Raw genomic sequence first — 26,213 nt, forward strand, 5'->3', positions numbered from 1 at the left:
TTCACTCCGAACGTTCGAGGCTTATCCAGTGAATTTCCTGAACAACATGCCCGTCGGCCGGAAACTGTTCCTGGCCTTCGCCTGCGTTCTGACGGCGATCGCCGTCATGGGCGCGGTCGTCTTCCTGCAAATGATGACTTTGACCAAGGCCCAGGTCGAGCGGTCTGAAGCGAACGCCATGATCCGCGCCACCGCCGCCGCCGAATACTATATGGGGCGTCAGGAAAACAGTTTCCGCGGCTTCCTGATCACGAATGACGAATACTATATCCAACGCGCCGAAGCTCACCGCAATTCGTTCAAGACGAAGCTGGCGGAGATGCGCGAGAACGCCGCGGGGGCCAGCGTGGCCGACATCGACGCGGCCGAACGCACGGCCGACACTTGGTACGAACATGTCGTCGCCGGCGGCCGCTCCCTGGCGGCCAATCCGGCCACGCGCCCGCAGGCGCTGGCCATGGTCGGCCGTGACGGTTCGGCGGACAAGGTCATGGAGCCCGTCGAACAGGCGCTGGACGCTATCAAGACGACCAATGACGCGGATCTCGCCCGCCTCCGCAAGCAATATGACAACGCCATGTTGACGGCCGAGTGGACCTTGGCCATCGGCATCGCCGCCGCCATCGTCCTGTCGCTGCTGGTCGGGATGGCCCTGACGCGCGGCATCGGCGGCCCGGTCATGAAGATGGTCGAGCACATGAAGCGCCTGATGGGCGGCGACACGGCGCTGCAAGTGCCGGAAGCGGACCGCAAGGACGAGTTCGGCGCCATGGCCCAGGCCATCATCGCCTTCCGCGACGCCGCCATCGACAAGATCCGTGTCGAGGCCGAAGCCGCCGACGCCCGTGAAAAGGCCGAGGCCGAGCGTCGCCGCAACCTGACGGCCTCCGAGGCCGCGGCCGAGGAACAGGCCGCCGTCGTTACGGCCCTGGCCGAAGGCCTGGAGAAGCTCAGCGCCGGCGACCTGACCTATCGCCTGACCCAGACCTTCCCCACCGACTATGTGAAGCTGCAGTCGGACTTCAACGCGGCCATGGCCCAGCTGAAGGACGCCATGTCGGTGGTCGTCTCCAACGTCTCGGCCATCCGGTCGGGCTCGGGCGAGATCAGCCATGCCGCCGACGACCTGTCGCGCCGCACCGAACAGCAGGCCGCCTCGCTTGAGGAGACCGCCGCTGCGCTGGATCAGATCACCGCCACCGTCAACAAGACCGCCTCGGGCGCCCGTCAGGCCTCCAGCGTGGTCCAGGGCGCGCGCGGCGACGCCGAGACCTCGGGCATCGTGGTTCGCGACGCCGTCGAGGCCATGAGCGCCATCGAACGCTCGGCCCAGCAGATCAGCCAGATCATCGGCGTGATCGACGAAATCGCCTTCCAGACCAACCTGCTGGCTCTGAACGCGGGCGTTGAAGCCGCCCGCGCCGGCGACGCCGGCCGCGGCTTCGCGGTCGTGGCCTCCGAGGTCCGGGCCCTGGCCCAGCGCTCGGCGGAAGCGGCCAAGGAGATCAAGACCCTGATCTCGGCCTCGACCAACCAGGTGGCGTCGGGCGTGCAACTGGTCGGCCAGACCGGCGAAGCCCTGCAACGGATCGTCGGCCGCGTCGCCGAGATCGACAGCCTGGTCTCCGAAATCGCCGCTTCGGCGCAGGAGCAGGCCACCGGCCTCCAGCAGGTCAACACCGCCGTCAACCAGATGGACCAGGTGACCCAGCAGAACGCCGCGATGGTCGAGCAGTCGACCGCCGCCAGCCACTCGCTGTCCCAGGAGGCCGAAAGCCTGGCCTCCTCGGTGTCGCGCTTCCGCATCGGCGACGGCAGCGTCCAGACGCGCGCGCCGGCTCCGGCGCCGCGCCACGCCCACGCTCCGGTCCCGCAGATGCGGGCCATGGGACGCGGCGGCGCCGCCCTCAAGCCGCAGGCCGTCGAGGACGGCTGGGAGGAGTTCTGATGAGCGCCGTCGCCGGTCATTCCCTCGTCCTTCCCGCGGTGCTCGACATCCGTGCGGCGGGGCCCCTGCAGGCCGAGCTCCTGGCCTTGCGGGGGCGTCCCCTGACCCTCGACGCCTCGGCGGTCGAACGTCTGGGGGGTCTGTGCCTTCAGGTGCTGCTGTCGGCCCGCGCCCTGTGGGCGGCTGACGGCCAGGTCCTGACCGTGACGACCGGCGACGGCGCCGTCTTCTCCGACCAGTGGGCCGCGTTCGGCGCGGCCGCTTTCGACACCGTTCCTCTGGGAGCTTCCGCGTGACCAAGACTGTTCTGACCGTCGACGATTCCCGCACCATGCGCGACATGCTGCTGATGGCTCTGGAAGAGGCGGGCTACCGCGTCATCCAGGCCGTCGACGGCGTTGACGGCCTGGAGGTGCTCGCCGCGAACGGCGCCGATGTGGTGATCACCGACATCAACATGCCCCGGATGGACGGCTTCGGCGTCATCGAGGGCGTGCGCGCCGATCCGAACCATCGCCACACCCCGGTGCTGGTGCTGACCACCGAGAGCGACGCCGAGAAGAAGGCCCGCGCCCGCGCCGCCGGCGCGACGGGCTGGATCGTCAAACCCTTCGACCCGGTGAAGCTGGTGGACGCCGTCCGCCGCGTCGCCGCCTGAGGCAGAGGTAAACGTGGACGCGTTCGAAGCGATCAAGGCGACCTTCTTCCAGGAATGCGACGAGCTGCTCGCGGACCTGGAGGCCAAGCTGCTGATGCTCGAGTCGGGTCAGACCGACAACGAGACCATCAACGCCGTCTTCCGGGCCGTTCACTCGGTCAAGGGCGGCGCCGGGGCCTTCGGGCTCGAGGCCCTGGTCCGGTTCGCCCACGTCTTCGAGACGCTGATGGATGAGTTGCGCGCGGGCCGGAAGGTCTGCGACGAGATCACCGTCCGCACCCTGCTGCGCGCCTCCGACGTCCTGGCTGACCACGTCGCGGCCGCGCAAGGCCGCGTCCCCGAGGTCGATGAAGCCCGCTCCGCCGGCCTGGTCGCCGAGATGGAAGTCCTGACCCACGGCGAGGCCTCGGCTCCCGGCGCCGGCGCCGAGGATGAGGATGACGACTTCGGCTTCGTTCCCCTGACCGTCGGCCTGCCTTCACTGGATCTGCCGTCTCTGGACCTGCCGCCGCTGGCCGCGCCGGCCCCCGCCGCCTCCGGTTGGCGCGTGGTCTTCCGGCCGCACGGCGCCATGTACGCCAACGCCAACGAGACTGGTCTGCTGTTGCGCGAACTGGGCCGTCTGGGACCCATCTCGGTCTCGCTGGACGACAGCGCCGTCCCTGCCCTCGACGTGCTGATCGCTGAAGAGAACCACCTGATCTGGACCATCGACCTGACTGCCGCTGTCGAGGAGGCTGCCGTGCGAGAGGTGTTTGATTTCGTCGAGAGCGATTGCGACCTCAGCATCGCCCCGCTGGGCGAGGCCCCGGTCGTGGACGACCTGCCCGATCTGCCGGCCCTGCCGGAGCTGCCTGAATTGGCCGCTCCGGCTCCCGCCGACCTGGATATCGCCGCCCTGCTGGCTCGCGCCGCCGATCCCGCGCCCGCGCCGGTGATCGAGGCCGCTCCCGTCGCGCCTCCCGCAGCCGCAGCCGTGGTCGCAGCCGCCGCCCCGGCGCCGGTCGCCGCCAACGCGCCGGCCGCGCCGCCGGCGGTGGCCCCCGTCACTATCCGCGTCGACCTGGACCGCGTCGACCGCCTGATCAACGTCGTCGGCGAGCTGGTCATCCAGCAGGCCATGCTGGCCCAGCGCGTCGCCGAAAGCGGCGTGACCCGCTCGTCCGGCGTGCTCATGGGTCTGGAAGACCTGGAACTGCTGACCCGCGAGATCCAGGACAGCGTCATGGCCATCCGGGCCCAGCCGGTGAAGTCGGTGTTCCAGCGCATGCCGCGCCTGGTTCGCGAGGTCGCCGACATGACCGGCAAGCGCGTCAAGCTGGTCACCGCCGGCGAGGACACCGAGGTCGACAAGACCGTGGTCGAGCGCCTCGCCGAGCCGATCACCCACATGCTGCGCAACGCCATCGATCACGGGCTGGAGACGCCCGCCGATCGCGAGGCGTCGGGCAAGAGCCCCGAGGGCACGGTCCATCTGGCCGCCCTGCACCGCTCGGGCCGCATCGTGATCGAGATTTCGGACGACGGTCGCGGCATCAACCGCGAACGGGTCAAGGGCATCGCCATTTCGCGCGGCCTGATCGCCGAGGACGCGGTCCTGACCGATGAGGAGGTCGACAATCTGATCTTCCTGCCCGGCTTCTCGACCGCCGAGACCGTCACGGACGTCTCCGGCCGGGGCGTGGGCATGGACGTGGTCAAGCGCTCGATCCAGGCGCTGGGCGGCCGCATCTCGATCAGCTCGATCCCGGGCAAGGGCTCGACCTTCACCCTCAGCCTGCCGCTGACACTGGCGGTGCTGGACGGCATGGTCGTCGGCGCCGCTGAACAGACCCTGGTCGCGCCCCTGACCAATATCGTCGAAAGCCTGACCCCTCGCGCCGAGGACATCCACTACGTCGGGGGCCACGACGCGGTCATCCGCTTCCGCGACAGCTATGTGCCCCTGGTCGACGTGGCCCAGGTCATGGGCTTCCGCGACACTCCGGTGCCCTCCGGCCAGGGCGTGGCGGTGGTCGTCGAAACCGAATCCGGCGCCCGCGCCGCCCTGATGGTCGACGCCATCCAGGGCCAGCGACAGGTCGTCATCAAGAGCCTGGAGACCAACTACCAGCAGGTCCCCGGGGTCGCCGCCGCCACCATCCTCGGCGACGGCCGCGTCGCCCTGATCCTCGATGTGGACGCCATCGTCGCCAACGCCCGTCGCCGTACGTCGGGTCCCGAACTCAAGCTCGCGAGCTGATCCATGACCGAAGTGCAAACCAACGCCGCTGTCCGTGAACTGATCGCCTTCCGTATCGGCGAGCAGGAATTCTGCGTCGACATCATGTCGGTGCGCGAGATCCGCGGCTGGACCCCCGCCACCCCGCTGCCGCGTTCGCCCGGCTACATGAAGGGCGTCATCAACCTGCGCGGCGCCGTGCTGCCGATCGTCGATCTGGGCGCCCGTTTCGGCCTGCGCACCTCCGACCCGACGGCGCGCCACGTCATCATGGTGGCCCACATCGGCGGCCGCACCGTGGGCCTGCTGGTCGACGCCGTCTCGGACATCATCCAGCTGACCGAGGGCACGGTGCAACCGACGCCCGACGTGGCCAGCGACGATGTGCGCACCTTCGTGAAGGGCATCTTCGCGCTCGAAGGCCGCATGATCAGCCTGATCGAGCTGGATATGATCCTGCCGGAAACGGAAGCCGAAGCCGCATGACGTCAGCCACCGGGGCGTCGTCGATGGTCGAGGGCGAGTTCGTCCTCACGCCGGAAGACTTCCGCCACATCGCTCACACCCTGCATTCCTACGCCGGCATCGCGCTGGGCGAGGGCAAGGCCGCGCTGGTCTATTCGCGCCTGGCCAAGCGCCTGCGCGTGCTCGGCCTGCGCAGTTTCCGCGAGTACTGCGCCCTGATCGAAGGCGCCGAGGGCGTCGACGAGCGCCAGCTGATGACCGCGGCCCTGACCACAAACGTCACCCGCTTCTATCGCGAGCCCCACCATTTCGATCACCTCAGGGACAAGGTGATGCCCCGCCTGGCCGAGCGCGCGCGCGCCGGCGGCCGGGTGCGCCTGTGGTCGGCCGCCTGCTCGAACGGGCAGGAGCCCTATTCGATGGCCCTGACCATCCTGTCCGTCCTGCCCGAGGCGGCGGACCTGGACGTGAAGATCCTCGCCACCGACATCGACCCCAACATGGTCGCCCAGGGCCACGACGGGACCTATTCCGAAGAGGCCCTGGAGCCGGCTCCGGTCACCCTGTGGCGCAAGTATTTCGACCGCGCCGACCGTGGAAACTGGACCGCCGGAGCCCAGCTGAAGCGCCTGGTGTCGTTCAAGGAGCTGAACCTGATCGGCGACTGGCCGATGAAGGGTCGGTTCGACGTCATCTTCTGCCGCAACGTGGTCATCTATTTCGACGACGCCACGCAGGAGAAGGTCTGGAACCGGTTCACCCCGCTGATGAACCCGGGCGCCACCCTCTACATCGGTCACTCCGAGCGTGTCGCGGGCGCGGCGATGTCCCGCCTGCAGACCAGCGGCCTGACCACCTACCAGCTCGGGACCGCCGCATGAGCCGTCCGGTCACCGTCCTGGTCGTCGACGACAGCCCCACCATGCGGGGGCTGCTGACGGCCGCCCTGCGCCGCGATCCCGAGATCGAGGTCGTCGGCTCGGCCGCCGATCCGCTCGAGGCCCGCGAGGCGATCAAGCGGCTGAACCCCGACGTCATCACCCTCGACGTCGAGATGCCCAACATGAACGGGCTGGAATTCCTCGAGAAGATCATGCGCCTGCGGCCGATGCCGGTGGTCATGGTCTCGACCCTGACCCAGGCCGGAGCGGAGACGACCGTCGCGGCGCTGGAAATGGGCGCGGTCGACGCGATCGGGAAGCCCATGGACGGCACCCCCGCCGCCACCGCCTTCGCCGAGCTGGCGACCAAGGTGAAGACCGCCGGCCGCTCGCGTGTCCGCGCCCGGGGCGACGCGCCGCCCGCCCCGCCGCCGGTCGCGACGGACTATCGTCCGGACCCGAACCACGTGCTCGCCATCGGCGCGTCCACCGGCGGCGTCGAGGCTCTGCTGACCATCCTGCAGGGCTTCCCCGCCGACTGCCCGGCCACGGTCATCACCCAGCACATGCCGGCGACCTTCACCAAGAGCTTCGCCGCCCGTCTGGACAAGGTCTGCGCCCCGACCGTCACCGAGGCCGAGGACGGCGCGCCGGTGAAGCCCGGCCACGTCTACATCGCTCCCGGCGGCGAGGCCCATCTGGAAGTCTCGGGCGCCTCCCCGCGCTGCCGCCTGGTGCGCAGCGAGACCGTCAACGGCCACCGCCCGTCGGTCGATGTCCTGTTCCACTCGGTCGCCCGCCTGGGCCGTCCCATGACCGGCGTCATCCTGACCGGCATGGGCAAGGACGGGGCCCAGGGCCTGCTGGCGATGCGCGCCGCCGGAGCCCGGACGCTGGGCCAGGACGAGAATTCCTCGGTCGTCTACGGCATGCCGCGCGCCGCCCATGAAATCGACGCCGTCGAGCGCCAGCTCCCGCTCCATCGTCTCCGTCCCGCCATCCTCGATCTCTGCGCCGCGTCCCCCCGCGCCGTAACGCCTGCCGCCTGAAGGATTCCGCATGCCCTCCGCCGCCGCCCTGAATGTCCTTGTGGTTGATGATCAGCTGACCATGCGGTCGCTGGTCCGCAACAGCCTGCAGCAGCTCGGCGTGCGCGAAATCCGTGAAGCCGCGGACGGCGAGATCGCCCTGCGCGAAGTCGTGACCAAGCCGGTCCATCTGGTGATCTCGGACTTCAACATGCCGAACCTGGACGGCCTGGGCCTGCTGCGCGCCATCCGCGCCCACCCGCCGATCCAGACGACGGCCTTCATCATGCTGACCGGCCGCGCCGACCGCGAACTGGTCCAGCGCGCGGTCCAATTCGGGGTCAACAACTACCTGGTCAAACCCTTCACCGTCGCCCAGCTGAAAGAGAAGCTGGAAGGCGTGTTCGGACCCCTGACATGACCCCCGCCCAATCTTCTGATCGGGGCGAGATTCGCATCCATGTCGGCCAGGGCGAGCACCATGTGACGGCCGATCCGGCGGTGATGCTGACCACGGTGCTGGGCTCCTGCGTCGCCGCCTGCCTGACCGACCCCCTGGCCGGCGTCGGCGGCATGAACCACTTCCTGCTGCCGGACGGCGCGGGCGCCGGCACGGACGCGGGCCGCCGCTACGGCGCCTATGCGATGGAGCTGCTGATCAACGAACTGATCAAGGCGGGCGCTCGTCGCGAGCGGCTGGAGGCCAAGCTGTTCGGCGGCGGCCGCATGTTCGACAGCCTGCGCGACGTGGGCGTGGCCAACGCCGACTTCGCCGAACGCTTCCTGCGCGATGAAGGCATCCGCGTCATCGGCGGCAGCCTGCGCGGCGCCGGCGGACGCCGCCTGCACTATTGGCCCGTCAGCGGCCGCGCCCTGCAGCGCGGCGTGACCGACGCCGCCACCGTCTCGACGCGTCCCGTGCCCGTTCCTCCGCCGGTCGTCGCCGGCGGCGAACTGGAGCTGTTCTGATGCCCGCGGACGCGCCCGCCCTGCTCGCGGCCCTTGCCGCCGAGATCGGCGACGTCCGCGCGGGCGTGGACCGCATGTCCACTCTTGTTTCCGACCTGGTGCGTCGCCTGCCCGTCGAGGACCGGGCCGAGGCCCTGACCGACGCCCAGGCGCTCGACGCGCTGATCCAGCGCCTCGACGCCGTGGCGGGCGTTCTGCACGGCCTGTCCGACGGCCAGACCTCGGCCGACGCCGTCTCCACCGTCCTGCTGGCCGACGTGGCTGTCCGCCTGAAGGGCGAGACGCCCGCATCGCCGCCCGCCGCCGCCCACCCGCCGCCCGCCTCGGGCGATGTCCTGCTGTTCGACTGATCCCATGTCCGCCGCTTCCTCCCCGTCCGCCGCCAACACCCGGGTCAACCTCGAGCACTCGACGGTCCTGCTGATCGACGACAATCCCAAGTCGCTGGATATGCTCAGCTCGATCTTCCACGGCTTCGGCGTGAAGGAGCAGATCAAGTGCGAGAGCGCGGCCGAGGCGGCCGAGATCGTCAAACGCCGCGCCGTGGACCTGATCCTGGTCGACTGCTCGATGCCCGAGATGGACGGCTATGACTTCACCCGCTGGCTGCGTCGCGAGACGCCCGCGCCGACCCGGCACACGCCGGTGATCATGCTGACCGGCCACGCGGCCCAGTCCAGCATCCAGAAGAGCCGCGACTGCGGCGCCAGCTTCGTGGTCGCCAAGCCCCTGACCCCGACGGTGCTGCTGCGCCGGATCCTCTGGCTAGGCGGGGACGAGCGCGAATTCGTGGAGTGCGAGACCTACGTCGGCCCCGACCGCCGGGTGCGCAATTTCGGCCCGCCGCTCGGCGAGCCCGGCCGCCGCGCCGGCGACCTGTCCACCCATGTGGGCGAACCGGCGGAGGCGAATATGGATCAGTCCGATATCGACATGCTGATGAAGCCCATGAGGGTGGCCCTGTGACCCAGGTTCGCACCACCAAGATCAAGAGTTCGCTGGCCAAACAGCTGGAGCGCCCGGGCGGCCGCACGATCGCCGACGCCCAGCGCCTGGCCGAGGCCGGTCTGCAGAGCCACAAGGCCGACATCATGGCGGACCTCGGCCGTCTGATCGGCCAGCTGGAAGACCTGTGCATGGCCGCCGCGCCTGAGGGCCGGGATCGGGTCTATGTGTTGGCCGCCGCCCTGGTCGACCTGGCGGGCTTCTTCGACACCGGCCCGCTGTACAGCGCCGGCTACAGCCTGTGCGACCTCAGCGACCGCATGCGCGCGCCCGCGCCGTGGAACTGGCCGGCGGTCGAGGTGCATGTGAAGGCCCTGCGCCTGATCCACACGGGCGGCTGCAAGGCCGGGGCGGAGTCCGACATCCTGCTGGCGGGACTCCGCAGCGTGCTGGGCGCGTTCACGGCGGCGGCCTAGCCGCCCGCGAACCGCGCCTTCAGCTCGGCCTTGACCACCTTGCCCGCCGCGTTGCGGGGCAGGGGTTCATCGACCACGAAGATCTCCACCGGCGTCTTGAACGCCGCCAGCCGGGCCGCCGTCAGGGCCTTCAGCGTCGCCGCGTCCACCGTCTGGCCGGGCGCCAGCGAGACCACGGCGACGGGCTCTTCGCCCAGCACCGGATGCGGCCGGGCGATCAGGGCGGCCTCGGCCACCGCCGGATGGTCGAACAGCACCGCCTCGACCTCCTGGCAGTAGATGTTCTCGCCGCCGCGGATGATGATGTCCTTCTTGCGATCGACGATGAAGCAGAAGCCCTCCTCGTCGATCCGCGCCAGGTCGCCGGTGTGGACCCAGCCGTCGACGAAGGTCGCGGCGGTGTCCTCCGGCCGGTTCCAGTAGCCCTTCACCACATTGGGTCCGTAGGCCAGAAGCTCGCCGACCTCGCCCGTCGGCAGGTCCGCGCCGTCGGGGCCGACCACGCGGATGGCGCTGACCGGCATGGCCGGGCCGCAGCTGTCCGGGCGATGCAGATAGTCCTCGCCGAAATGATGGGTGTGGGTGGCCGAGGTCTCGGTCATGCCCCAGCCCGATCCCGGCGAGGCGCTGGTCCGGTCGGCGATCTGGCGCACCAGGTCCGTCGGCGCCGCCGCCCCGCCGTAGGTCACGGTCTCCAGCGAGGACAGATCGTACTTGTCCCGGTCCGGATGCTGCAGCAGCTGGATGGCCACCGTCGGCACCCCGCCGATCAGGTTGATCTTCTCCCGCTCGATCAGCATCAGCGCCTCGGCGGCGTCGAACCGTCGCTGGCAGACCAGCGTCTGCCCCGTCACCAGCGCGGGCAGCAGCAGGGCGTTGCAGCCCGTCGTGTGGAAGAAGGGGATGGACACCAGCCCGACCTTGGCCGGGGCCGCCGGGTCCGGCGTCGGCGGCGCCTCGCCCCGGCGCACGAAGCTGCGGACATAGGAGTACAGCCCCGCCACCGCGCCGCAACCGGCGTTCCGATGGGTGCCCAGCGCCCCCTTGGGGAAGCCCGTGGTGCCGGAAGTGTAGAAGATCGCCGCCGCATCCTCGGGGTCCAGCGGGATGCCGGGCATCTCGCCCGGGGGCAGGTCCGCCCACGTCGCCGGGGCGCCGACGACGGCCTCCAGCCGGCGCACGCGCGGATCGCCGACCGCCTCGGTTCCGCGGCAGACCAGCACGTCGGTCAGGGCGGTCAGCTCCGGCAGGTGGGGCGCGATCCGTTCCAGCCGCTCGATGTCGACGACGGCGACCGTGCTGCCCGAGTCCGCCAGTCCGTAGGCCAGCTCCGCCCCGGTCCACCAGGCGTTCAGGGGCGTGGCGATGGCCCCCAGCAGGGTGGAGGCGAAGAAGGCGACGGGCCATTCCGGCAGGTTGCGCATGGCGATGGCGACCCGGTCGCCCTTCTTCACCCCGTGCGCCTTCAGGTCCGCGGCTAGCGCCAGGGTGGCGCGTGCGAAGGCCTCGAACGACACCCGTTCGTCGCCATAGACGATGAAGGTTCTCCCGCCCCACTGTCGTCCGGCCATGAAGGAATGCAGCAGCGTCGGCGGCGCGTTCTTCCACACCTTGTATGGTCGCCCCTCGATCACCGCGTCGGCCAACTCGAACGGCGACCCCGGCGCCGTCAGGGCTCCGGTGGCCTGGGCCAGGGTCAAGGCGGGCCACGGGCGGGCGGTGGAGTCGGTCATGGAGCGCTTTCCTGGGAGCCGCCGCTTTTCGCGGTCTGGTCTGACGCCACAGTGACCCCGATTACAGAACCTGATCAAGGTTCAGTTGGTCGCAGGGCGGTCGGTCGCGGACCTGGGCGCCGGATCGCTGCGCGCCGGGCGACGCCTTCGGGAGACGCAGTACGCGCGGGCATGTCAGGCGACCGCTTTTCGGTGCGTGGCGGCGCAGGCTTGGCGATTACCATTCGCCCATGGCAGCTTTACCGCATGAAGCTGACTGAATGGATCATCACCGGATTGTGCGGGGCTTGGTTGATGGCGCTATTAGCTATCGCTGCACCGGATGACAGGGTGCTGCAAGTACTGACCTCGACCAGCACCGCGGCTTGGTTGCAGGGGATCGGTAGCGTGGTGGCGATCTTTGCCTCCGCTCACATCGCGCTAGTCGTGGTCCAGCGCCAGCACGCCGCGACGGAGGTGGCTCGTCAGGAGGATGCGCGGGCCCTGGAACGGGAGCGACGTCGCCTGCTGTGGGAGGGCGAGCGCCTCGATCTGAAGTCCATTGTCGTAGTTGCTGACGAGCTCAAGACCGTCGTTGAGTTGGAGGCCCATCTGTCGGGCACACAGGGCTGGACAAAGGAGAACGTCCCTTACGCGCGCACCAGGCTGGCTGGCCTGAAACCCACGCTGGATGCGCTGGCGATGAAGAACCTTGTCGACGGCGGCCGCTTGGCCCTGAATGATCTGAGGCGTGTCACAGCAACCCTCGACACCGCACTCGAGGCTATCGAGAAACAGGTGCCCGCCGTGCAGCCTGACAAGGCGGCGCTGGGTGGCGTGCGAAAGCTGCTGACGCGCACGCGTACGGCGCTGAATCGGGCCTACAAGGCACACCTCGCCGTTGAGCCCTGAAGGGAGTGAGCCGGTGCGTTGGAGGCAGCCACGATCACATGGATGAATGTTAGTCGTGATCCGCCGGGGGCGGCACCCGGGGGCGCGTTTAATGAGCCGGCGAAGAACCAATGGGGCGCAACGGATCGGAACCGGAGGTCGGAGAGAGACCCCCGCCGCCTCCGCCGGACCCAGACGGGTCATCGGATCCATCCGGTTCGATCCAGCGGTCGTCGCCGAGCTGGCGATAGGCCGAAATACGGGCGATCGACAGACCGACACTGGCATCGACATCCGGCAGGCCGGCGACGCAGGCGATCTGTCCGCCCTCGAGGTCGCTGCCGGACATTGTGAGCATGCGCAAGAAACGCTGGTCGCTGCACGGCACCCGGACGCTCTCACCGCCGATGATCACGCGGATATGGTGAAGGTGCGAGGCGCGGTGAAAATCGAAGATCATTTCACCGGGTCGAGTGTCAGAAATGCCGGGCTTCCGATGACCGTAGCTCAGCATCTGGTCAATGTGATGGGTGGAAAGGGTGACCTCGCGCCGCATTGTCGTCAGCGTCAAGTTACTATCGGTTGAGCTCAAGATCGATCGCAGGCTTTCCAGGCGCCGGCGAAGTAGGGCGTCCCGAATGATCCAAGCAGTCTTTGGCGAGTTGTCGACCATCCGAAGCTTTCCGCCCGGTTCGACGACGTAGTGGGTCTTCTTTGGCCAGCCGAGCCGAACCCAGTCTGCTGTGATCTCGCCCCCAAACTCGATCGCCTTAAGGAGGTAGTCGAGGCCCAAGTCGGGGTCACTCCATGTCGACGGAAGTTCGTTCCATGGGTGGTTGGGGTGGAGATCCATCCAGTCCGATTTGCCTCTCACGCGCTTGCGTGAAAGCTTGAACGTCTCGATATCGAAGAGCCACCAGAAGCTGCCTTCGCCGGCGGCTTTAAGGTGGGCATTCAGGCCGATCTCATCGTTCTCACCAAGCGCCCGAGCATCCGTAATCGCCTGGATAGCTTTGAGCATCTCCAAGTCGGTCTTGAGCTGGCGGTTCCGTCCGCGATACGGCGACACACGAACTCGAAGCTGGTTCAGCCCCGGCTGGGGCGGCGTCTGGCCGGGCTGTGACGTCAACGGGTTCTCCCCCACGCGAAGGATGGCAGCTTCGCGCGAGAGGTTGGTTTTGGTCAACCGGGGGGTGCGGCGTGAGCGATAGCGTAGTCACCTGGGCGAAGGCCCCAATCTGTTCCTATTGCAGTTCGAAGCAGGTGCTAGTCGAACTGGCGAGCTCTGCCGACGCTTGAGGGGGCGTGGGAGTTTCAGCTCCTTGGCTCAGACAACGTAGCGTGAACGTTTGTCCGGGACTCTGCTGGCGCCTTGTCCTCTGCAACGAGCAGATTTTCACCAGTTGCTTCGCTGCACTCACGCTGATCGGTGCAGCGCTGGGCGGACTGATCAAAAACAAAGGAGAAATGGCGCACCCGAGAGGATTCGAACCTCTGACCCCTGCCTTCGGAGGGCAGTACTCTATCCAGCTGAGCTACGGGTGCGTCTGGCGGCGAGAACGCCGGAGGCAAGGCCTCTACAGGATGAGCGGCCCGCCCTCAATCCCGAAAGCATGACCGCTCTTGGCCGGACGGCGCTGCGGGCCTAGGGCGAAATCGGCGGTGCGGGACATCGGTCCCGTGCAGCTCAGATTTCGCTCCTCGACGATGCTGGACCATTTTTTGGATTCAGGGCGGGTCGCCCTGAAGCAAAAATGGTCTAGCCTGCCGCTGCTTCATCGACGGGAGGTTCCGATGCGCGCCCTCATTCTCGCCCTGCTCTGTCTCGTGGGGGCCTGCGCCACCGCACCGGCGGCGGCGCCGACCGGACCGGGGGGTGACACCCTGGACGCGGTGGCCCGCGACTATGTCGCCCTGATCCTGGAGATCGGAGAGCGCGAGCCCGGCTATGTCGACGCCTACTACGGCCCGGCCGAGTGGCAGGCGGCGGCCCATGCCAACCCCCGCACCGTGCCCCAGTTGATCCAGGGCGCGGCGACGCTGACCGAGCGGTTGAACGCCATCTCGACGACCGGCGCGGAGGCCATGACCGTCCAGCGCAAGGCCTATCTGCTGGCCCACGTCTCGGCGGCCTCGGCCCGCCTTCGCATGCTGTCGGGCGAGAAGATGGGTTTCGCCGACGAGGCCTTCGCCCTGTTCGGCGTGCGCCCCGAACTGAAACCTCTGAGTGACTACGATCCCGTGCTGGCCCAGATCGACGCCCTGCTCCCCGGCCCCGGCGCCCTGTCGGACCGGGTGACCGAGTTCAAGTCGCACTACATCATTCCGAAGGATCGGCTTCAGGTCGTCATGGACGCCGCCATCGCCGAATGCCGCGCCCGGACCGTCCGGCACATCCGTCTGCCCGCCGATGAGAACTTCACCCTCGCCTTCGTCGGCGACAAGCCGTGGTCGGGGTACAATTATTATCAGGGCAATTCGCAGTCCAAGATCGAGATCAACGCCGACTTCCCGATCTATACCGAGCGCGCCATCGATCTGGGCTGCCACGAGGGCTATCCCGGCCACCACGTCTACAACGCCCTGCTGGAACAGACCTTCGTGCGCGGCCGGGGTTGGGTGGAGATGAGCGTCTATCCGCTGTTCAGCCCCATGTCCTTTGTCGCCGAGGGCAGCGCCAACTACGGCATCGACCTGGCCTTCCCCGGTGACGAGGGAACCCGGTTCGAGCGTGAGGTGCTGTTCCCCCTGGCCGGCCTGGATCCGGCGACGGCGGAGAAGAAGGCCCGGCTGGGCGCGCTGACCCGCCGCCTGGCGAGGGCCGAGTACACCATCGCCGACGACTATCTGGCCGGCCGCATCAGCCGCGACGACAGCATCGAGCGGCTGATGAAATACACCCTCGCCGACCGCGCCAAGGCCACCCAGCGCCTGCGCTTCATCGACACCTACCGCAGCTACATCATCAACTACGGCCTCGGTCGGGATGTGGTTCAAGCCTGGGTCGAGCGGCAGGGACCGGATCACTGGCGGGGCATGGAGACCCTGCTGTCCAGCCAAATCCTGCCGGCCGACCTGACGGACTGAGCGCGCCTCAGCCGGCGACGCGGGGGTCCTGGTCCAGCCGCCGCATGAAGGCGGTCAGTCGGGCCAGGGCGCCCAGGTCCCGATCATCCGTCCGGCTGCCGGCGCGCAGGTTGTCCTGAAGCACTTCCAGGATCATCGCCGCATGCTTGGGCGTCTCCGGTTTCTGGTCGAGGATCTGGGCCTCGGCGCGGGCGCGCCGGACCTCGTCGCTGGTGTCAGGGCCGCTGGATTGCGTCCAGATCGACCAGGCTTGATCGATGTTTGTCTTGGTCATGTAACCCGCCCTCCCGGGCAAAGCGTCGCGCGGCCCAGGCTTCCCAGGCGCCGACGAAGAAAGTTATACAAATCAGTAGCCACACCTCCAGGCGGATGGTGATGGCGGTCCATGCGAAGTGCCGGCCGGCGGCCAGCACGGGTACGACGTGGGTCAGAACCGAGATCAGCTGGAAGCCGGCCAGGGCGGTCAGCCACCAGCGATCACGGACGTAGGTCAGCCACAGGATCGCGAACAGGAAGGCGATCTCCAGCCCCGCCACTCCGGCGCGCAGGGTGCCGATCTGGATCGGCTCCACGACGCGGACGAGGATCAGCAGGGCCAGAACCATCACGCCGACGGCGCGCTCTTCCCATCCGCCGAAGCGGAACAGGGCCAGCACACCCGCGAGGGTGATGGCGATGATCACGATTGTGGTCACGCGGGGCTGATCTTCAGACCGTGGCCAGACGGCCGGTCGTCTTGGGAGTGGGCGTCAGCACCTCGCCGTCCTGGGGCTTGGTCTCGCCCGGGATCAGCAGGGTGTGGTTCAGCCCCATGCGTCGTGCGTCGCGCAGGGCGTGGCCATGGGCCTCGACCAACTCGCCGCGGGCTTCGGTCAGGGTGTGCAGCGCCTTGGCGGCGGCGCTGAACGCCCGGTGACCGGCGCTGGCGGCCAGGCCGGCGCTCATGCGGCCGGACAGGGCGTGGGAGATCATGTCGGCCAGCCGGGCGCCGGCCGCGTCGATCATGTGTTCGGCTTCCCGCAGGTCCAGCGCCACGGCGCTGGCGTACTGGTCGGGCTTCTGGGCGATGTTCATGAGATCCTTCAGGGTCAGGGATTGCCACCTGTCGGTGCGAAAGGATCCGTTCCCCCGAAGATCAGCCCGACCAGCCCCGTGAGGATGGTCAGCACGATCAGCCCCACCAGCGCCCATCCGAAGATGGCCATGGTCCGCACGCCCAGCGAGCCGGGCGTCCGCCACCGTCCCAGTCGGCTGTAGACTCCGTAGAGGCTGCGGTCGGCCGGGACAGCGGAAGCGAGGGAACCGGCGACCCGGTCCGCATCGACCACCCGATCTGGCGTCGAAAATGGGTCCGGCGGTATGGCGTCCGTCGCGTAGGACGCGTCAGACGCCAGTAGGCGCAAGGCGGCTTTTCGCGTGTTGACCCCGAACTTTCGGAGGATTTCGCGGAAGTGTTTGTCGACGGTGTTTTCGGAGATGCCGAGCGCGCGCGCGATCTCCTTGTCGGTCATGGTCGCCGACAGGCGCAGGCATTCTTCCTGCCGTTTCGTCAACCTTTCCGGCATTCCGCGACCCCTCCCGGAGACAGCTAAGTCCGTTAGGTCGTGGCCGTCCAGAGCCTTGATTCTTCACGCGGCTTTCGAAGTCCCGGGACCACGTTGATCCTTAACGCCCCAAGGTGGTGTTCAGTACCCGACAGACCCATGAATGCGTGCGAACTGAGAGCGAAGTGGCCATTTTCGAGCCGAGAAGCCGCGTTTCCCACCTTGTCCGGCGCCTGATTGTTCGAGTGTGTTCCAATGAAAAAAGGCCGCGAATTATTTCGCGGCCTTTTCCGTTCGGCAATCTTCGATTGTGATCGAGCCGGTCCCTACAATCCCGGGATTATCGGCCCGGCGAAGGAGTCGCCGGCGCCGCCGGCGCCACGCTCTGGAACAGGGTGCGGGCGAACTGGGTCAGGAGCTGGAGCCAGATGTAGGTCGGCTCCTGAAGCTGGGGGGTTCCGTCGGCCAGCAGCAGGACATCGTACTGGGCGAGGATGGTGGCGTCGGCGCCCGCGGTCTGAGGGGCGATCCAGACCGCCTTCAGATAGCGGTTGTCGCGATTCCAGGCGGTGACCTGGGCTTCGGTGATCGGGCCGGTGAAGACCGCGTTGTACTGAAGATCGTCGCAGCGGGTCTGGCAGCCGAACAGGCTGAGACTCCACGGCAGCGGCTCGTCGGAGACGCGCAGCAGGAAGCCGCCGTCGACCGGCGAGGGGTCGGCGACCGTGCCGCCCAGGTTGGTCAGCCAGGTCTTCACCTCGGCCGGGACCACGCCGCGTTCCGGCGCGGGCGTCGCGGCGGGAGGCGGGGTCTGGGCGGCGGCCGGCGCGGCGACGGCGAACGTCAGGCCGAGGGCGACGGCGAAGGGGGTCAGGCGGCGCATGGCGATCTCCGTGGGTTCGCGATCAGGTCCGACCGGCGAAGCGAAATTGTGGCTGCACCCTAGAGCCTGATCGGCTGAAGAGGAATCGCTTCGCGATTCCGCTGATGCCGTGAATCAGGCTCAAGAATTTTGCTCTAAGCCGCTCTCTCGTGTTCGAGCCAGTCCGCCGAGGCCATTTCATTGAGGCGCGAGACCGTCCGCTCGAACTCGAAAGCGCCGACGCCCTCGGTATAGAGCGCCTCGGGGGCGGCGGCGGCCAGCGCCACCAGGCGCGCCCTGGCCTCGTACAGGGCGTCGATCAGGGTCACGAAGCGGCGCGCCTCGTGATGATTGGCCGGGCCCAGGACCGGCACGGCCTCGATGAAGACGGTGTGGAAGCGCGCGGCGATGGCCAGATAGTCCTGTGGTCCCAGCGGACGGCCGCACAACTCCTCGAACGTCGCGCGCGCCATGCCGCCGTCGGTCCGCTCGATGACCACGTCGCGGCCCAAAACGACCAGATGCGTCGGGCACTCCTGTTGATCGCCCTTGAGGTCGGACCACAGGGCCTCGAAACCGGCGCGGGCGTCCGCGTCGTTCGGCGCGAACCACATGCGGTCGCCCCTCAGCCGGTCCAGCCGCCAGTCCCGGGCGCCCTGCACGGAGACGACCTGGCACTTGGCCTCGATCATGTCGATGAAGGGCAGGAAGAGCTGGCGGTTGATCCCGTTCAGATAGAGCTGGTCCGGCGCGCGGTTGGAGGTGACGGCCAGCACCACCTTCTTCTCGAACAGGGCCTCGAACAGCCGGCCCAGGATCATGGCGTCGGCGATGTCGGTGACCTGAAGTTCGTCGAAACACAGCAGCCGGGCCTCCGACGCGATCAGTTCCGCGACGGGCTGGATCGGGTCATCCCCCTTCGATTGTCCGAACACGGCCTTTCGGGCTTGGGCGTCGCCCTTGCGCCACTGGCCGATCAGGTCGTGGATGCGGGCCATGAAGGCGTGGAAATGGGCGCGGACCTTCCGCTCTTCCGGCGCGTTGGCGAAGAACAGGTCCATCAGGATGGATTTGCCGCGTCCCGGCGGCCCCCACAGATAGACTCCGCGCACCTCCGGCCGAGCGCCGAACAGGCCACGCTTCTCCAGGTCGGCCTCCAGTCGCGCGAGCGCTTCGACCACCGTCACCTGCGACGGATCGGGCGTCAGCCGCCCGTCGGCCAAACGGCGTTCATAAGCTGTGCGTATGCGAGAGGACATCGTTCTCGGGCTTAACCGTCGGCGCTCCGCCTGAAAAGCGATTGCTTCGCGCCTGCGAAGGACTACATGCTGGGTCGCTTATCCACACCCCCTATCGCGCTCAGCAGCGAGCCACCGCGTGGCGAGTATCAGCGCACCAAGGAATATGCTCATGGGCTATCGCGTCGCCGTCGTTGGCGCCACCGGCAATGTCGGTCGGGAAATGCTGAACATCCTCGAGGAACTGAACTTCCCCGTCGACAAGATGCATGCGATCGCCTCGCGAAAATCCAAGGGCATGGAGGTCTCCTTCGGCGACAAGACGCTGAAGTGCGAGGACCTGGAGCAATTCGACTTCTCGACCGTCGACCTGGTGCTGATGAGCGCCGGCGGCACGGTGTCGAAGGCGTGGTCCGAAAAGATCGGCAAGGCCGGTCCGATCGTGATCGACAACTCCTCCGCCTTCCGCATGGACCCGGACGTGCCGCTGATCGTGCCGGAGGTGAACCCGGACGACATCAAGCTGGCGAAGAAGAAGAACATCATCGCCAACCCGAACTGCTCGACCGTCCAGCTGGTCGTGGCCCTCAAGCCCCTGCATGACGCCGCCAGGATCAAGCGCGTCGTGGTCTCGACCTACCAGTCGGTGTCGGGCGCCGGGAAGGAAGGCATGGACGAGCTGTGGAACCAGACCAAGGCCATCTACGGCCTGGGCGACGCCACGCCGAAGAAATTTCCCAAGCAGATCGCCTTCAACGTCCTGCCCTTCATCGGTTCGTTCCGCGACGACGGCTACACCGACGAGGAAGCCAAGATGTGGGACGAGACCCACAAGATGCTGGACCCGGACATCAAGCTGACGGTCACCTGCGTCCGCGTCCCGGTCTTCGTCGGCCACTCCGAGTCGGTGACGGTCGAGTTCGACAAGTCGATCAGCCCCGACGAGGCCCGCGCCATCCTGCGCGACGCCCCCGGCGTGCAAGTCATCGATAAGCACGAGGCCGACGGCTACATCACCCCGGTCGACGCCGCCGGCGAGCACGCCGTCTACGTCAGCCGCATCCGCAAGGATCATACGGTCGAGAACGGCCTGTCGTTCTGGGTGGTGTCGGACAACCTGCGCAAGGGCGCGGCCTTGAACGCCGTCCAGATCGCCCAGCTGCTCGACGAGACCGGTACGATCAAGTCTTCCAGCGGCTATCGCACCCTGACTGTCTAAGCGTCGGCCGCGTCATCGGACGCGGCCGTTTCCCGCCAGCCTCGCCGCCCTCCCCGGACTAGTCCGTCGGCGAAGGAGAAGCCCATGGCCCCCGCACCCGGCTCCGACCAGAGCCGTCCCGCCCTGCTGTCCGCATTCGGCTGCTATGTCCTGTGGGGGCTGATGCCCCTGCTGTTCATGGGCCAGCACGCCGTCGGTTTCGACGCGTTCGAGATCCTGGCCCACCGCGCCCTGTGGGCGGTGCTGGTGGCGGGGCTGCTGGTCATGCTGGCGAAACAGGGCGGGCAGGTGCTGGCGGTGTTCCGCACGCCGAAGGTGCTGGCTTGGCTGACGCTGTCCACGGCGTTGATCGCGGTCAACTGGGGCATCTACGTCTGGGCCACCACCCACCATGCGACGCTGGAAGCCAGCCTCGGCTACTACATCAACCCGCTGCTCAACATGGTCGTGGGCCTGTGGCTGTTCCGCGAGAAGATCGACAAATGGGGCTGGGTCGCCATCGGTCTGGCCGCGGTCGGCGTCGTGCTGCAGGCCTTGGCGCTGGGCCGGCCGCCGTGGATCTCCATCGCACTGGCCATTTCGTTCGCCAGCTATGGCGTCATCCGCAAGCGCGTGCCCATCGACGCCCAGGCCGGCCTGCTGGTCGAATGCTTGCTGCTGGCGCCGCTGGGCCTGATCTGGGTGCTGTGGCTGCAGCACACCGGCGCGGGCGTGGCCTTCGACAGCCCCACGAACACCCTGTGGGCCCTGGCCAACGGTCCGGCGACGGTGCTGCCCCTGGCCCTGTTCGCCTGGTCCGCGCGCCGCCTGCCGCTGTCGACCATCGGCTTCATCCAGTTCCTGGCCCCGACCCTGCAGTTCGCCGTCGGCGTCTGGGCGGGCGAGCAGCTGACCGGCCTGCGGATCGCCTCGTTCGCCTTTATCTGGATCGGCGCGGGCGTGTTCGCGGCGGCGGCCTGGTTCCGGGTGCGCGCGGCGCGCCAGGCGTTGAAGGACGCGGCCGGGCCCGTCTAGGCTCCCCAGGTCGCTCCAGCCAGGGCCAGCAGGATCACGGCGAGGGCGGCCGCGATGATGGCCAGGTGCACCAGGACGAACAACGCCAGGAAGCGCTGGAACAGTTGTCCGGGGGTGCGCCACCACACCTCGCGCCCCATGCGGAAGAACACCAACGCCAGGATGATGGGGCTGATGAAGGCCGCCGCCGAGCCGAGCGCCGGCCATATCGCTCCCGCCAGGACGAAGGGTGCGCCCAGCAGGCTCCAGCCGCTCATGAAGGTGAAGGCCTGGCCGCGGGTGTCTGGACCGAGAACCGACCAGCGTCGGAAGAGCCGGTCGAGGACCGGATAGGACGACAGGGCCATCGCCGGGATAGCCAGGATTGAGTACCACTGGTCCAGATCGGCCATGAAGGCGTCCAGGCTCTTGCCGGACATCCGCGTCAGAGGCTCGAACAGGGCGGTCGGCATGGCGCCCAGCCGACCCTCGAACCCGCCCAACATGCCCAGCACCAGCAGGAACAGGCCGTTCAGGGCCAGATAGTACCGGAGCGGCTTGGCGTAGGGCGATCCGGGCGTGGCCTGCAGCGTCACGACACGTCGGGGATCAAGCACAAGATCGCGGGTCATGCGCAATTCATTCGCGCCGAAGCCGGTCGCATCCGCCGCGACCTCCCGCAACCCGCCGCGCGGCGGTTCCTCCTGCGATCCCGGATCCGTCATCGCCCCTCCAGCAAACGAAGCCTAGGCGGCGCCGCCGCGCCTGTCATCCGCCCGCTGGCGCGAGGACGAAACATCGTTAGGCTGAGGGCATGAGCGACACCCTGTCCAAGACCCGCAAGCGGTGGGTGCTGGTCGCCACGGTGCTGGGCTCCAGCCTGACCTTCATCGACGGTTCGGCCCTGGGCGTGGCCCTTCCCGCGATCCAGCGCGATCTCGGCGCTGGCCCCGCCGCCGTGCAGTGGGTGTCGAACGCCTATCTGCTGACCCTGGGCGCCCTGGTGCTGATCGGCGGGGCGGCGGGGGACCGGTTCGGACGACGGCGGGTCTTCCTGATCGGGGTGGCGCTCTTCGCCCTGGCCTCCGTCGCCTGCGGCCTGGCGCCGAGCGTCGAACTGCTGATCGCGGGGCGGGCGGTGCAGGGGGTCGGCGCGGCCCTGCTGACGCCGGGCGCCCTGGCCGTCATCGGCGCGGTCTTCCCGCCCGAGGAGCGCGGCAGGGCCTTCGGAACCTGGGCCGGTGCGGGCGCCCTGTTCGGCATGATCGGGCCGCTGGTCGGCGGCTGGCTGGCCGACGCCGCGGACTGGCGCTTCATCTTCTGGATCAATGTCCCGCTGGCCGCCCTGACGGCGCTGGTCACCCTGAAGGCCGTGCCCGAAAGCCGGGACGCCGACGCCAGGGGGTTGGACTGGCTCGGCGGCGTGCTGGCCATGACCGGGCTGGCGGCCCTGACCTGGGCGCTGACGGCGGCGCCCGATCTCGGCTGGACCGGCCCGTGGATCGTCGGCGGCCTGGCGGGCGGCGCGGCGCTGCTGGTCGCCTTCCTGTGGGCCGAGGCGCGGGAGAAACACCCGATGATGCCGCTGGGTCTGTTCCGATCGTCCGTGTTCAGCGGAATCAACCTGTTGACGTTGCTGCTGTATTTCGCGCTCGGCGGGGCGATGTTCTTCCTGCCGTTCCAGTTGATCCGGGTGCACGGCTGGAGCGCGACGATGGCGGGCGCGGCCATGCTGCCCTTCGCCGTGATCATGAGCCTGTTTTCCGGCGCGGCCGGTCGGCTGGCCGACCGGTTCGGGGCGCGGCTGTCGCTGGGGCTGGGCCCGGTGTTGGCGGGGGGCGGCCTGCTCCTGCTCGCCGTCATGCGGCCGGACGCCGGCTATGTCGGAGGCCCCCTGGCCGGGATGACCGTGCTGGCGATCGGAATGACGCTGGCGGTCGGGCCGCTGACGGCCGCGGTGATGGGCGCCGTTCCCGAAGGCCATACCGGCGTCGCCTCGGGGATCAACAACGCCGTCGCTCGAGTGGCGGGCCTGCTGGCCGTGGCGGTTCTCGGCGTCGTTCTGTCGGCGCTGTTCGTCCGCCACCTTCCCGATCCGGCAACCGCGCGGGACCTGCTGGGGGCCTTCATGGGCGGAGAGACCACGGACGGCGCGCTGCGCGACGCCTTCCACCGGGGCTATGTCGGGGTGATGGTCACCTGCGCGCTGGCGGCCATCGCCGCCGGCGTCATCGGCGCCCTGACGGCGCCGAAGCGCGTTCAGAGCGCGCCGTAGAGCGCGCCGATCAGCCTCTGGGCGCGCGGGTCGCCGATCAGATAGGCCGACTGCCGGGTCATGACATAGGCCGCCGACAGGCCTAGGGCCGGATCGGCGAGGACGCAGCTGCCGCCCCAGCCGCAGTGGCCGACCGTGTTCTCGTTCGGACCGAAGATGTTCAGCCCGTCATTGCGCGTGAAGCCGGCGGCCCAGCCCATGACGAAGGGCAGCACCTTGTCCAGGCCGTGGATGCGCTCGCGCGTCGCGGCGGCGAGGGTCTCCGGGGACAGGATCGTCCGTCCCTCGAACGCGCCGCCGTTGGCGACGACGCCGACGATACGGGCCAGATCCGGCGCGGTCCCGTGCAGGTTGGCCGAGGGGATCTCGATGGAGCGCCATTCGGCCGAGCCGCGCCCGCCCGGCGAGGAACCCTTGTCGAGGAAGGCGGCGGTCTTGATGGCGTCGATGGGCCCCAGATCGGTGGCCTTGGCCGGCTTGCGCATCTGCGCCACCCGGTCGTGTTCGGCCTCCGGGAGGCCGATCCACAGGTCGAGGCCGGGGAAGTCCTGCCGCAGCGCCGTGCCCATCGTCCGCCCGTCGACGATGCGGAACAGCTCGCCGGCCAGATAACCGATGACGATTGGGCTGTAGCCCGAGGCCGTGCCCGGCTCCCACATCGGCGTCTGGGCGCATAGGCGGGCCAAGGTCGCCTCGCGGTCGAACCAGATCGCCGGGTCCTCGGTGGTGTCGAACCCCGGCAGACCCGCCTGATGGCTCATCATCTGGCCGACGGTGATGCGGTCCTTGCCCGCCTGTCCGAAGGCCGGCCAGTAGGACGCGACCGTCGCCTCGTAATCCAGCAGCCCGCGCTCGATGCAGGTCGCGATCAACAGGGCCATCACCGCCTTGCCGGTCGAGAAGACGGGCGTCAGGGTCCGCTCGCCGAACGGAACCGTCCTGGCCGCATCGGCCCAGCCGCCCCACAGATCGACGACCGTCTCGCCGTCGATGCAGACGCTGAACCGCGCGCCCTGTTCGTTCAGACCTTCCGGCGCGTCGGTGAAGTTGGCGGCGAAGGCGTCCTTCACGGCGGCGAACTCGGGCGGGCAGACGCCGTGGATGTCGGGAAGGTCGGTCATGCTGTCCTCCTACCGGCCTCGCCCGCGTCCGTCACTCCCGCCGATCCGCCGAGGCGTTCCGCGCGGCCTCGAACTCGGCGCCCGCGTTCCACCGCGGCCACTCCCGGCTGTCGGCGAGGTCGCGGCCGACGGCGTAGAGCAGGTTCACGTCCACGGCGGCGGCGTCCATGACCCAGTCCGGGGTCCACTCGTCCGAAGGCTGATGATAGCGGTTCTGGACGTAGTCGCGGCTGGCGGCGTTGTGACCGGTGAAGCCGGCGGCGGCGAACAGGGCGGGGACGCCCATCTTGGCCAGCGGGAAGTGGTCGGAGCGGTAGAAGCCGCCGGCCTGGGGCGCGGGGTCGGGGATCAGGCGGCGGCCCTGTTCGGTGGCGCGGCGCTCGATCCAGGCGTCGGTCTGGCTCTTGCCGGCGCCGATGACGACGATCTCGGGCGAGACCTCCGTGCCCGGAAGGAAGCTGTCCATATTGATATTGGCGACCGTGGTCTCCAGCGGCCAGACCGGATTGGCGGCGTAGTATTCGGCGCCCAGAAGGCCCGCTTCCTCGGCGGTCCAGGCGGCGAAGACGACCGAGCGCTTGGGCGCTGGGCCTGCCTTGAACAGCCGCGCCAGCTCCAGCACGGCGGCCACGCCCGTCGCATTGTCCACGGCGCCGTTATAGATGTCGTCGCCGTTCTTGGGCGTGGCCCGGCCATAGGCGTCCCAGTGGGCGCCGTAGAGCACCGTCTCGTCCGGATGCTCCGACCCCGGAATGCGGGCCAGGATGTTGCGGCTTTCGATGTTGGCGTGGGTCTGGCCGAAGTCGATCGACATCGTCACCCCGGGCAGTTCGACCGGCCGGAACTGCGGCGTACGGGCCTGATCGCGCAGAGCGGCGTAGTCGAGACCCGCGTCGCGGATCAGTCGCTCCGCCACATCGCCCTGAATCCAGCCCTGGGCCGGAACGCGCTCGGCCTCCCAGTTCGTCCGCACGATGTCGAAGTCGGGCGCGGTGGAGGAGTTCTCCAGCACGCTCCAGCCATAGCCGGCGCCGGCGGTGTCGTGGATGACCAGCACGCCCGCCGCCCCCTGCCGCGCCGCCTCCTGGAATTTGTAGGTCCAGCGGCCATAGAAGGTCATCGCATTGCCGTCGAACCGGCCCGTCACGGGGTGGCCCTCGGGCGCGCCGAAGTCGGGGTCGTTGACGATGACGAGCAGGATCTTGCCCCGCACATCGACGTCCTTGAAATCGTCCCAGTTTCGCTCGGGCGCATCGACGCCGTAGCCCGCGAAGATCACCGGGGCGTCGGTGACGGTGATGCGGTCGACCGGTCGGTCGCTGGCCACGAGGATCTGCGGACCCCGCTCCAGCGTCCGGGTCGCGCCGCCGACGGTGGCGGTGATGACGGCGGGTCCGTCCTGCTGGGTGCGGCTGAGATGGGCGGTCTGCACCCACTGGCCGTCCGGGCCCCCCGGCTCAAGGCCGAGCGCCCGGAATTGCGCCACCACATAGTCGACGGTCTTCTGCTCGCCCGCCGTGGCCACGCCCCGGCCTTCGAATTCGTCCGAGGCGAGGACGCGGGTGTACTCGTTCAGGCGGGCTGGGTCGGCCTGCTGGGCCCAGGCCAGAGTGGGCGCGGCGCCCATGAGACAGAGTAGCGCCGTGGTCGAAACGAGGGTCGATCTCAGGCGCATGTCGG

Annotated in this window: 28 protein-coding genes and 1 tRNA gene; 17 read left to right on the top strand and 12 right to left on the bottom strand. The window is 68.6% G+C overall.

What is annotated here, in order from left to right:
• The first annotated feature begins 46 nt into the window (after window positions 1–46).
• Genes AC1RRF_RS11215 through AC1RRF_RS11270 form a run of 12 tightly spaced genes read left to right on the top strand, consistent with a single transcriptional unit; the run spans window position 47 to window position 9,591 of the window.
• Entirely contained in the window at window positions 47–1,948 is a 1,902-nt protein-coding gene (locus AC1RRF_RS11215; RefSeq protein WP_492834807.1) for a methyl-accepting chemotaxis protein, read from the top strand.
• Window positions 1,948–2,244, top strand: coding sequence for an STAS domain-containing protein (locus tag AC1RRF_RS11220; RefSeq protein ID WP_492834512.1), 297 nt, complete (start codon window positions 1,948–1,950; stop codon window positions 2,242–2,244). The genes AC1RRF_RS11215 and AC1RRF_RS11220 overlap by 1 nt, the downstream gene beginning before the upstream one ends.
• The gene (locus AC1RRF_RS11225) at window positions 2,241–2,606 is read left to right on the top strand and encodes a response regulator (RefSeq protein WP_492834513.1); all 366 of its coding nucleotides are present in this window, start codon (window positions 2,241–2,243) and stop codon (window positions 2,604–2,606) included. The genes AC1RRF_RS11220 and AC1RRF_RS11225 overlap by 4 nt, the downstream gene beginning before the upstream one ends.
• A gap of 13 nt (window positions 2,607–2,619) precedes the next feature.
• Complete coding sequence (locus AC1RRF_RS11230) at window positions 2,620–4,848, top strand: chemotaxis protein CheA (protein ID WP_492834514.1); 2,229 nt, start codon at window positions 2,620–2,622, stop codon at window positions 4,846–4,848.
• Window positions 4,849–4,851: 3 nt separating this feature from the next.
• Complete coding sequence (locus tag AC1RRF_RS11235; protein WP_492834515.1) at window positions 4,852–5,313, top strand: chemotaxis protein CheW; 462 nt, start codon at window positions 4,852–4,854, stop codon at window positions 5,311–5,313.
• A complete protein-coding gene (locus AC1RRF_RS11240; protein ID WP_492834516.1) occupies window positions 5,310–6,173 on the top strand; it encodes a CheR family methyltransferase in 864 nt (287 codons plus the stop codon). Before AC1RRF_RS11235 ends, AC1RRF_RS11240 begins: the two co-directional genes overlap by 4 nt.
• Window positions 6,170–7,222, top strand: coding sequence for a protein-glutamate methylesterase/protein-glutamine glutaminase (locus tag AC1RRF_RS11245; protein WP_492834517.1), 1,053 nt, complete (start codon window positions 6,170–6,172; stop codon window positions 7,220–7,222). Before AC1RRF_RS11240 ends, AC1RRF_RS11245 begins: the two co-directional genes overlap by 4 nt.
• A 10-nt stretch (window positions 7,223–7,232) precedes the next feature.
• Window positions 7,233–7,622, top strand: a complete 390-nt coding sequence (locus AC1RRF_RS11250; RefSeq protein WP_291836802.1) for a response regulator — start codon at window positions 7,233–7,235, stop codon at window positions 7,620–7,622.
• Complete coding sequence (locus tag AC1RRF_RS11255) at window positions 7,619–8,170, top strand: chemotaxis protein CheD (protein ID WP_492834518.1); 552 nt, start codon at window positions 7,619–7,621, stop codon at window positions 8,168–8,170. The genes AC1RRF_RS11250 and AC1RRF_RS11255 overlap by 4 nt, the downstream gene beginning before the upstream one ends.
• Window positions 8,170–8,520: a DUF8776 family protein gene (locus tag AC1RRF_RS11260; protein WP_492834519.1), complete on the top strand. Its 351-nt coding sequence runs from the start codon at window positions 8,170–8,172 to the stop codon at window positions 8,518–8,520. Before AC1RRF_RS11255 ends, AC1RRF_RS11260 begins: the two co-directional genes overlap by 1 nt.
• 4 nt (window positions 8,521–8,524) lie before the next feature.
• A complete protein-coding gene (locus AC1RRF_RS11265) occupies window positions 8,525–9,136 on the top strand; it encodes a response regulator (protein WP_492834520.1) in 612 nt (203 codons plus the stop codon).
• A complete protein-coding gene (locus tag AC1RRF_RS11270; protein ID WP_492834521.1) occupies window positions 9,133–9,591 on the top strand; it encodes a chemotaxis protein CheE in 459 nt (152 codons plus the stop codon). Before AC1RRF_RS11265 ends, AC1RRF_RS11270 begins: the two co-directional genes overlap by 4 nt.
• Here the strand turns inward: AC1RRF_RS11270 and AC1RRF_RS11275 are convergent.
• The gene (locus AC1RRF_RS11275) at window positions 9,588–11,324 is read right to left on the bottom strand and encodes a class I adenylate-forming enzyme family protein (protein WP_492834522.1); all 1,737 of its coding nucleotides are present in this window, start codon (window positions 11,322–11,324) and stop codon (window positions 9,588–9,590) included. The two genes, AC1RRF_RS11270 and AC1RRF_RS11275, sit on opposite strands and share 4 nt — an antisense overlap.
• Before the next feature lie 171 nt (window positions 11,325–11,495).
• Here AC1RRF_RS11275 and AC1RRF_RS11280 point away from each other — a divergent pair, with 171 nt between their 5' ends.
• Complete coding sequence (locus tag AC1RRF_RS11280; RefSeq protein ID WP_492834523.1) at window positions 11,496–12,215, top strand: hypothetical protein; 720 nt, start codon at window positions 11,496–11,498, stop codon at window positions 12,213–12,215.
• Window positions 12,216–12,303: 88 nt separating this feature from the next.
• Here the strand turns inward: AC1RRF_RS11280 and AC1RRF_RS11285 are convergent, their stop codons facing one another.
• Window positions 12,304–13,380 carry a hypothetical protein gene (locus tag AC1RRF_RS11285; RefSeq protein ID WP_492834524.1) on the bottom strand — a complete coding sequence of 359 codons (1,077 nt, stop codon included), beginning with the start codon at window positions 13,378–13,380 and terminating at the stop codon, window positions 12,304–12,306.
• Window positions 13,381–13,662: 282 nt separating this feature from the next.
• A tRNA-Arg gene (locus tag AC1RRF_RS11290) sits at window positions 13,663–13,739 on the bottom strand.
• A 249-nt stretch (window positions 13,740–13,988) separates the two neighbouring features.
• Between AC1RRF_RS11290 and AC1RRF_RS11295 the strand changes: the two genes are divergently transcribed.
• Complete coding sequence (locus AC1RRF_RS11295; protein WP_492834525.1) at window positions 13,989–15,281, top strand: hypothetical protein; 1,293 nt, start codon at window positions 13,989–13,991, stop codon at window positions 15,279–15,281.
• Window positions 15,282–15,288: 7 nt separating this feature from the next.
• On the opposite strand, the gene AC1RRF_RS11300 is transcribed toward AC1RRF_RS11295, so the two are convergent.
• The 6 genes from AC1RRF_RS11300 to zapE form a co-directional block, all read right to left on the bottom strand.
• A complete protein-coding gene (locus tag AC1RRF_RS11300) occupies window positions 15,289–15,555 on the bottom strand; it encodes a hypothetical protein (protein ID WP_291834910.1) in 267 nt (88 codons plus the stop codon).
• Window positions 15,497–15,976, bottom strand: a complete 480-nt coding sequence (locus tag AC1RRF_RS11305; RefSeq protein WP_492834526.1) for a hypothetical protein — start codon at window positions 15,974–15,976, stop codon at window positions 15,497–15,499. Before AC1RRF_RS11305 ends, AC1RRF_RS11300 begins: the two co-directional genes overlap by 59 nt.
• A 13-nt stretch (window positions 15,977–15,989) precedes the next feature.
• The gene (locus AC1RRF_RS11310; RefSeq protein ID WP_492834527.1) at window positions 15,990–16,355 is read right to left on the bottom strand and encodes a hypothetical protein; all 366 of its coding nucleotides are present in this window, start codon (window positions 16,353–16,355) and stop codon (window positions 15,990–15,992) included.
• A 14-nt stretch (window positions 16,356–16,369) separates the two neighbouring features.
• Window positions 16,370–16,846: a LuxR C-terminal-related transcriptional regulator gene (locus AC1RRF_RS11315; protein WP_492834528.1), complete on the bottom strand. Its 477-nt coding sequence runs from the start codon at window positions 16,844–16,846 to the stop codon at window positions 16,370–16,372.
• Between the two features lie 319 nt (window positions 16,847–17,165).
• The gene (locus tag AC1RRF_RS11320; protein ID WP_492834529.1) at window positions 17,166–17,708 is read right to left on the bottom strand and encodes a type III secretion system chaperone family protein; all 543 of its coding nucleotides are present in this window, start codon (window positions 17,706–17,708) and stop codon (window positions 17,166–17,168) included.
• Between the two features lie 134 nt (window positions 17,709–17,842).
• Window positions 17,843–18,946 (bottom strand): cell division protein ZapE, encoded by a 1,104-nt coding sequence (zapE, locus tag AC1RRF_RS11325; RefSeq protein WP_492834530.1) that lies wholly within the window; start codon window positions 18,944–18,946, stop codon window positions 17,843–17,845.
• A gap of 151 nt (window positions 18,947–19,097) precedes the next feature.
• Between zapE and AC1RRF_RS11330 the strand changes: the two genes are divergently transcribed.
• Together AC1RRF_RS11330 and rarD are read left to right on the top strand one after the other, a co-directional pair.
• Complete coding sequence (locus tag AC1RRF_RS11330; protein WP_492834531.1) at window positions 19,098–20,144, top strand: aspartate-semialdehyde dehydrogenase; 1,047 nt, start codon at window positions 19,098–19,100, stop codon at window positions 20,142–20,144.
• Window positions 20,145–20,228: 84 nt separating this feature from the next.
• Window positions 20,229–21,158 (top strand): EamA family transporter RarD, encoded by a 930-nt coding sequence (gene rarD / locus AC1RRF_RS11335; RefSeq protein ID WP_492834532.1) that lies wholly within the window; start codon window positions 20,229–20,231, stop codon window positions 21,156–21,158.
• Here the strand turns inward: rarD and AC1RRF_RS11340 are convergent.
• Window positions 21,155–21,769 carry a hypothetical protein gene (locus AC1RRF_RS11340; protein WP_492834534.1) on the bottom strand — a complete coding sequence of 205 codons (615 nt, stop codon included), beginning with the start codon at window positions 21,767–21,769 and terminating at the stop codon, window positions 21,155–21,157. The genes rarD and AC1RRF_RS11340 overlap by 4 nt on opposite strands.
• A 182-nt stretch (window positions 21,770–21,951) precedes the next feature.
• Here AC1RRF_RS11340 and AC1RRF_RS11345 point away from each other — a divergent pair, with 182 nt between their 5' ends.
• Window positions 21,952–23,412 carry an MFS transporter gene (locus AC1RRF_RS11345; RefSeq protein WP_492834536.1) on the top strand — a complete coding sequence of 487 codons (1,461 nt, stop codon included), beginning with the start codon at window positions 21,952–21,954 and terminating at the stop codon, window positions 23,410–23,412.
• Here the strand turns inward: AC1RRF_RS11345 and AC1RRF_RS11350 are convergent.
• Window positions 23,397–24,533, bottom strand: a complete 1,137-nt coding sequence (locus AC1RRF_RS11350) for a serine hydrolase domain-containing protein (RefSeq protein ID WP_492834538.1) — start codon at window positions 24,531–24,533, stop codon at window positions 23,397–23,399. The genes AC1RRF_RS11345 and AC1RRF_RS11350 overlap by 16 nt on opposite strands.
• A gap of 31 nt (window positions 24,534–24,564) precedes the next feature.
• Window positions 24,565–26,208, bottom strand: a complete 1,644-nt coding sequence (locus tag AC1RRF_RS11355; RefSeq protein ID WP_492834540.1) for a M20/M25/M40 family metallo-hydrolase — start codon at window positions 26,206–26,208, stop codon at window positions 24,565–24,567.
• Between the last annotated feature and the right edge of the window lie 5 nt (window positions 26,209–26,213).

This window comes from Brevundimonas sp. GW821-FHT12C05 (assembly GCF_058807475.1).

Excerpts from the sequence above, each read along its gene's own strand:
- AC1RRF_RS11215 (WP_492834807.1), top strand. The coding sequence starts at position 47 with ATGCCCGTCGGCCGGAAACTGTTCCTGGCCTTCGCCTGCGTTCTGACG.
- AC1RRF_RS11220 (WP_492834512.1), top strand. The coding sequence starts at position 1,948 with ATGAGCGCCGTCGCCGGTCATTCCCTCGTCCTTCCCGCGGTGCTCGAC.
- AC1RRF_RS11235 (WP_492834515.1), top strand. The coding sequence starts at position 4,852 with ATGACCGAAGTGCAAACCAACGCCGCTGTCCGTGAACTGATCGCCTTC.
- AC1RRF_RS11240 (WP_492834516.1), top strand. The coding sequence starts at position 5,310 with ATGACGTCAGCCACCGGGGCGTCGTCGATGGTCGAGGGCGAGTTCGTC.
- AC1RRF_RS11245 (WP_492834517.1), top strand. The coding sequence starts at position 6,170 with ATGAGCCGTCCGGTCACCGTCCTGGTCGTCGACGACAGCCCCACCATG.
- AC1RRF_RS11250 (WP_291836802.1), top strand. The coding sequence starts at position 7,233 with ATGCCCTCCGCCGCCGCCCTGAATGTCCTTGTGGTTGATGATCAGCTG.
- AC1RRF_RS11255 (WP_492834518.1), top strand. The coding sequence starts at position 7,619 with ATGACCCCCGCCCAATCTTCTGATCGGGGCGAGATTCGCATCCATGTC.
- AC1RRF_RS11260 (WP_492834519.1), top strand. The coding sequence starts at position 8,170 with ATGCCCGCGGACGCGCCCGCCCTGCTCGCGGCCCTTGCCGCCGAGATC.
- AC1RRF_RS11265 (WP_492834520.1), top strand. The coding sequence starts at position 8,525 with ATGTCCGCCGCTTCCTCCCCGTCCGCCGCCAACACCCGGGTCAACCTC.
- AC1RRF_RS11275 (WP_492834522.1), bottom strand. The coding sequence starts at position 11,324 with ATGACCGACTCCACCGCCCGCCCGTGGCCCGCCTTGACCCTGGCCCAG.
- AC1RRF_RS11280 (WP_492834523.1), top strand. The coding sequence starts at position 11,496 with ATGTCAGGCGACCGCTTTTCGGTGCGTGGCGGCGCAGGCTTGGCGATT.
- AC1RRF_RS11295 (WP_492834525.1), top strand. The coding sequence starts at position 13,989 with ATGCGCGCCCTCATTCTCGCCCTGCTCTGTCTCGTGGGGGCCTGCGCC.
- AC1RRF_RS11300 (WP_291834910.1), bottom strand. The coding sequence starts at position 15,555 with ATGACCAAGACAAACATCGATCAAGCCTGGTCGATCTGGACGCAATCC.
- AC1RRF_RS11310 (WP_492834527.1), bottom strand. The coding sequence starts at position 16,355 with ATGAACATCGCCCAGAAGCCCGACCAGTACGCCAGCGCCGTGGCGCTG.
- AC1RRF_RS11315 (WP_492834528.1), bottom strand. The coding sequence starts at position 16,846 with ATGCCGGAAAGGTTGACGAAACGGCAGGAAGAATGCCTGCGCCTGTCG.
- AC1RRF_RS11320 (WP_492834529.1), bottom strand. The coding sequence starts at position 17,708 with ATGCGCCGCCTGACCCCCTTCGCCGTCGCCCTCGGCCTGACGTTCGCC.
- zapE (WP_492834530.1), bottom strand. The coding sequence starts at position 18,946 with ATGTCCTCTCGCATACGCACAGCTTATGAACGCCGTTTGGCCGACGGG.
- AC1RRF_RS11330 (WP_492834531.1), top strand. The coding sequence starts at position 19,098 with ATGGGCTATCGCGTCGCCGTCGTTGGCGCCACCGGCAATGTCGGTCGG.
- rarD (WP_492834532.1), top strand. The coding sequence starts at position 20,229 with ATGGCCCCCGCACCCGGCTCCGACCAGAGCCGTCCCGCCCTGCTGTCC.
- AC1RRF_RS11340 (WP_492834534.1), bottom strand. The coding sequence starts at position 21,769 with ATGACCCGCGATCTTGTGCTTGATCCCCGACGTGTCGTGACGCTGCAG.
- AC1RRF_RS11345 (WP_492834536.1), top strand. The coding sequence starts at position 21,952 with ATGAGCGACACCCTGTCCAAGACCCGCAAGCGGTGGGTGCTGGTCGCC.
- AC1RRF_RS11350 (WP_492834538.1), bottom strand. The coding sequence starts at position 24,533 with ATGACCGACCTTCCCGACATCCACGGCGTCTGCCCGCCCGAGTTCGCC.
- AC1RRF_RS11355 (WP_492834540.1), bottom strand. The coding sequence starts at position 26,208 with ATGCGCCTGAGATCGACCCTCGTTTCGACCACGGCGCTACTCTGTCTC.